Raw genomic sequence first — 3,747 nt, 5'->3', positions numbered from 1 at the left:
CACCAGCCGTGCACGTGCAGCCGGTGGCGCTGGCGCAGGGTGTGCACCAGTTCGCGGTCGGGCGCCTGTACCCGCCGCCAGGTCGAGCCCTTGCCGGATCGGGCGGCCGGCGCGCGCTGCCCCGGGCGCATCAGGCCACCGCCACCGGCACGCGCGGGGCCAGGGCGCACATCAGCTCCCAGCTCACCGTGCCGGCGGCATGCGCCACCTCGTCGATCGACAGCACGGCACCGCTGGCGGCGCGCCCCCACATCGTGGCCTCGGCGCCGAAGCCCGCCTCCACGCCCGCCGCGATCACGGGGGAGAGGTCCACCGTGATCATGTCCATGCTCACCCGGCCCACCACGCGCGTGCGCACCCCGTTCACCAGCACGGGCGTGCCGGTGCCGGCGTGGCGCGGGTAGCCGTCGGCATAGCCGCAGGCCAGCACGCCGATGGTGAGCGGGGCGTCGGCCGTGAAGGCGGAGCCGTAGCCCACCGTGTCGCCGGCCTGCACGTGCTGCACCGCGATCACGCGGGCCGACAACGTCATCGACGGCTGCAGGTTCCAGTGGGCGGCGTCGTGCTCGGGGTAGTCCGGCGCCCCGCCATACAGCACGATGCCGGCGCGGATCCAGTCGCCGCGCACGCGCGCATCGACCGCATGGCGCAGGGTGGCCGCGCTGTTGCACACGCTCTTCTCGCCGGGCAGGTCCTGCGTGGCGGACTGGAAGGCCTGCATCTGGTGCGCGATGCCACGGGGGCCATCGGCGTCGCTGAAGTGGGTCATGTACGAGATCTCGTCCACCTGCGTGAGCGCATTGAGCCGCGCCCAGGCCGAGCGGTAGCGCTCGGGCGTGAAGCCCAGGCGGTTCATGCCGGTGTTCATCTTGAGGAAGACGCGGTGCGGCGCCTGCGTCTTGTGGGCGGCCAGCCAGTCGATCTGCTCGTCGCAATGCACAGCGTGCCACAGCCCCAGGCGCGAGCACAGCTCCAGGTCGCGCGGCTCGAACACGCCCTCCAGCAGCAGGATGGGGCCGCGCCAGCCCAGGGCGCGCAGGCGCTCGGCCTCGGACAGGTCCAGCAGCGCGAAGCCGTCGGCCGCGCGCAGCCCCTCGAACACGCGCTCGATGCCGTGGCCGTAGGCATTGGCCTTCACCACCGCCCAGGCCAGGGCGTCCGGCGCACTGGCGCGGGCGCGCTCGAGATTGTGTTGCAGTGCAGCAGTGTGGATGGTGGCTTGGATGGGACGCGGCATGGGGTGGATCTGCGGAGCGAAAAGGAAGGAATTCTGGCATCGCCCTCTAGAAACCGCGTGATATAACCGCCAGTCACTTGCAGCGGGTTCCGATATTTAACAGGGCATCAGGCGAACTGATGCACCCAACAGCCATTCGATGAAGCGCGGTTTCTACACCATCATGTCGGCGCAGTTTTTCAGCTCGCTGGCCGACAACGCACTTTTCGTGGCCGCCGTGGAATTGCTGCGCACCAACGGGTCGCCGGAATGGCAGCGTGCGGCGCTCGTGCCGATGTTCGCGCTGTTCTACGTGGTGCTCGCGCCGTTCGTGGGCGCCTTCGCCGATGCGATGCCCAAGGGCAAGGTCATGTTCTTCAGCAACGCGATCAAGGTCGTGGGCTGCCTCATGATGCTGTTCGGCTCGCACCCGCTGATCGCCTACGCCGTGGTCGGCCTGGGCGCCGCGGCCTACTCGCCCGCCAAGTACGGCATCCTCACCGAACTGCTGCCGGCCTCGCAGCTGGTCAAGGCCAACGGATGGATCGAGGGGCTGACCATCGCCTCCATCATCCTGGGCGTGCTGCTGGGCGGCCAGCTCGTGGGGCCCGCCATCGCCGGCCTGCTGCTGTCGGTGGACCTGCCCTTCGTGGACACCGGCGTGGACACCGCGGCCGAGGCCGCCATCGCCGCGCTGATCACCCTGTACCTGGTGGCCGCGTGGTTCAACACCCGCATTCCCCACACCGGCGTGGAGATGCGCCCGCTGCCCTCCAACCCGCTGGCGATGCTGCCGGACTTCTGGGCCTGCAACAACCGCCTGTGGCGCGACAAGCTGGGCCAGATCTCGCTGTCCACCACCACCCTCTTCTGGGGCGCGGGCGGCAACCTCAAGTTCATCGTGCTGGCCTGGGCCGCGGCCGCGCTCTCCTACAACACCACCCAGGCCTCGGCCCTCACCGGGGTGGTGGCCATCGGCACGGCCGTGGGCGCGGTGGTGGCCTCCATGCGCATGCGGCTGGACATGGCCACCAAGGTGATCCCGCTGGGCATCGCCATGGGGCTGCTGCTGGTGCTGATGGTGTTCATCAAGAGCATCTGGGTCGCCATTCCCTTCCTCATCCTGCTGGGCGGCCTGGGCGGCTACCTGGTGGTGCCGATGAACGCGCTGCTGCAGCACCGGGGCCACAACCTCATGGGCGCGGGCCGCTCCATCGCGGTGCAGAATTTCAACGAGCAGGCCTGCATCCTGGCGCTGGGCGCGTTCTACAGCCTGTCGCTCAAGATGGGGCTGTCGGTGTTCGGCGCCATCACCGCGTTCGGCCTCGTGGTGGCCGGGGTGATGTGGCTGATCCGCCGCTGGCACCAGCACAACTGCGTGCGCTACCGCGAAGAAGTGGACCACCTGCTGCACCTGGCGCGGCACGACCACCACCACTGACTGCCGCGGCGCGCCCCGGGCGCCACGCGCGCCCGTCTGCCGGCCTGCGCAGTGGAAAGTACAACTTAACCACAGCCGGACATGGAACTGCCTTCGTCCGGGGGCAGAAAATCATGCCGATGCTGCGGCCCCTCTTTTTCCGTGCCCATCCGACTGCGAAGCGGAGGCACCCCTGCCGCACCACGACGCTCCATGCCATCGCCGCTGCCCTATTTCGCCCTGCTGTTCAATGCCTTCGTCTGGGGCCTGGCATGGTGGCCGTTCCGGGTGATGCACGGGGCGGGGCTGCACCCGCTGTGGGCGACCGCCGTGATGTACAGCGCCATCCTGGCCGGCCTGCTGGCGCTGCGCCCGGGCCTGTGGGCACAGGTGCGCCAGCACCCGCAGCTGTGGCTGCTGGCCCTGAGCTCGGGGCTGAACAACGTGGCCTTCAACTGGGCGGTGACCGTGGGCGACGTGGTGCGCGTGGTCCTGCTGTTCTATCTGATGCCGGTCTGGGGCCTGCTGCTGGCCTGGCGGGTGCTGGGCGAGCGGCCCACGCCCATGGCGCTGCTGCGGCTGGCGCTGGCCTTCACCGGCGTGGTGCTGGTGCTGCTGCCCGAGGGCACCTCGCCGTCCCGGCTGCTGCAGAACCTGTCGCTCGCCGACGGGCTGGCGCTGGCGGGCGGCTTCCTCTTCGCGCTGACCAATGTCACGCTGCGGCGGCTGCATGCGGTGCCGGGACAGGCGCGCATGTTCGTCATGTTCGGCGGCTGCATGCTGATGGCGCTGGTGGTGGCCTGCATCGGGCTGCAGGCCGGCGTGGTGGAGCCGTTTCCCCCGGTGAACGCCACCTGGATCGCCACGGCCGCCCTGCTGGCGGTGGCGCTGTGGCTGGGCAACGGGGCGCTGCAGTACGGGGCATCGCGGCTGGCGGCGGGCACCACGGCGGTGATCCTGCTGTCGGAGGTGGTGTTCGCCAGCGTGTCGTCGGTGCTGCTGTCGGCCGCGCAGCTGCAGCCGCGCACCTTGCTGGGCGGGGGCCTGATCGTGTTCGCCGCCCTCCTCGCATCGCTGCGGCGCTGAGCGCCCGGCGGGCCGCCGCGCAGGC

General features: G+C 70.2%; 3 protein-coding genes. 2 read left to right on the top strand and 1 reads right to left on the bottom strand.

What is annotated here, in order from left to right; translation table 11 throughout:
- Positions 1-130: 130 nt before the first annotated feature.
- Positions 131-1,237 carry an alanine racemase gene (gene alr / locus AC27KI_RS20530; RefSeq protein ID WP_284430304.1) on the bottom strand — a complete coding sequence of 369 codons (1,107 nt, stop codon included), beginning with the start codon at positions 1,235-1,237 and terminating at the stop codon, positions 131-133.
- 139 nt (positions 1,238-1,376) lie between these two features.
- Between alr and lplT the strand changes: the two genes are divergently transcribed.
- Entirely contained in the window at positions 1,377-2,657 is a 1,281-nt protein-coding gene (lplT, locus tag AC27KI_RS20525; RefSeq protein WP_272565936.1) for a lysophospholipid transporter LplT, read from the top strand.
- A gap of 192 nt (positions 2,658-2,849) precedes the next feature.
- Positions 2,850-3,722 carry a DMT family transporter gene (locus AC27KI_RS20520; protein ID WP_284427016.1) on the top strand — a complete coding sequence of 291 codons (873 nt, stop codon included), beginning with the start codon at positions 2,850-2,852 and terminating at the stop codon, positions 3,720-3,722.
- Positions 3,723-3,747: the final 25 nt, after the last annotated feature.

This window comes from Acidovorax sp. KPB24-03 (genome assembly GCF_057546605.1).
This window is presented reverse-complemented; position numbering and strand designations above follow the sequence as displayed.

Coding starts and splice junctions, on each gene's coding strand:
- lplT (WP_272565936.1), top strand. CDS start 1,377: ATGAAGCGCGGTTTCTACACCATCATGTCGGCGCAGTTTTTCAGCTCG.
- AC27KI_RS20520 (WP_284427016.1), top strand. CDS start 2,850: ATGCCATCGCCGCTGCCCTATTTCGCCCTGCTGTTCAATGCCTTCGTC.
- alr (WP_284430304.1), bottom strand. CDS start 1,237: ATGCCGCGTCCCATCCAAGCCACCATCCACACTGCTGCACTGCAACAC.